At 59.5% G+C, this 425-nt stretch carries 1 pseudogene; it reads right to left on the minus strand.

Going from position 1 to position 425, the window contains the following annotated elements:
• Positions 1-67 precede the first annotated feature (67 nt).
• Positions 68-425: pseudogene (locus Q7C33_RS28965) on the minus strand (NAD(P)(+) transhydrogenase (Re/Si-specific) subunit alpha); the annotation flags it as partial.

Consider the following 425-nt stretch of genomic DNA (forward strand, 5'->3'; position numbering starts at 1 on the left):
CCAGCACGAAGATGATCAGGTTGTAGATACCGGGGGAGATAAGCTCTTCCATTGTCTGAATCCCTGCTTAGGCGTTTTTGCGGATGACTTGGCCGTCGCGGCACATCAAGCACGCGGCGACGATGTCGTCTTCCAGGTTCACGTCGAACTGACCTTCCTTGGTGAAGACCAGCTTCAGGAAGTCCAGCAGGTTACGGGCGTACAGCGCCGAAGCATCGGCCGCGACTTCGCCTGCCAGGTTGGTCGGGCCAACGATGGTGACGCCGTTCTCGACAACCACTTGATCAGCCACGGTCAACGGGCAGTTGCCACCCTGGGCCGCTGCGAGGTCGATGACCACAGAGCCGGGTTTCATCTGCGCGACGGTTTCAGCACTTAGCAGCGTCGGTGCCTTGCGGCCTGGAATCAACGCGGTGGTGATGACA

It is taken from the genome of Pseudomonas sp. BP11-1-1, from assembly GCF_052112105.1.
GTDB classification, from domain to species: domain Bacteria; phylum Pseudomonadota; class Gammaproteobacteria; order Pseudomonadales; family Pseudomonadaceae; genus Aquipseudomonas; species Aquipseudomonas alvandae.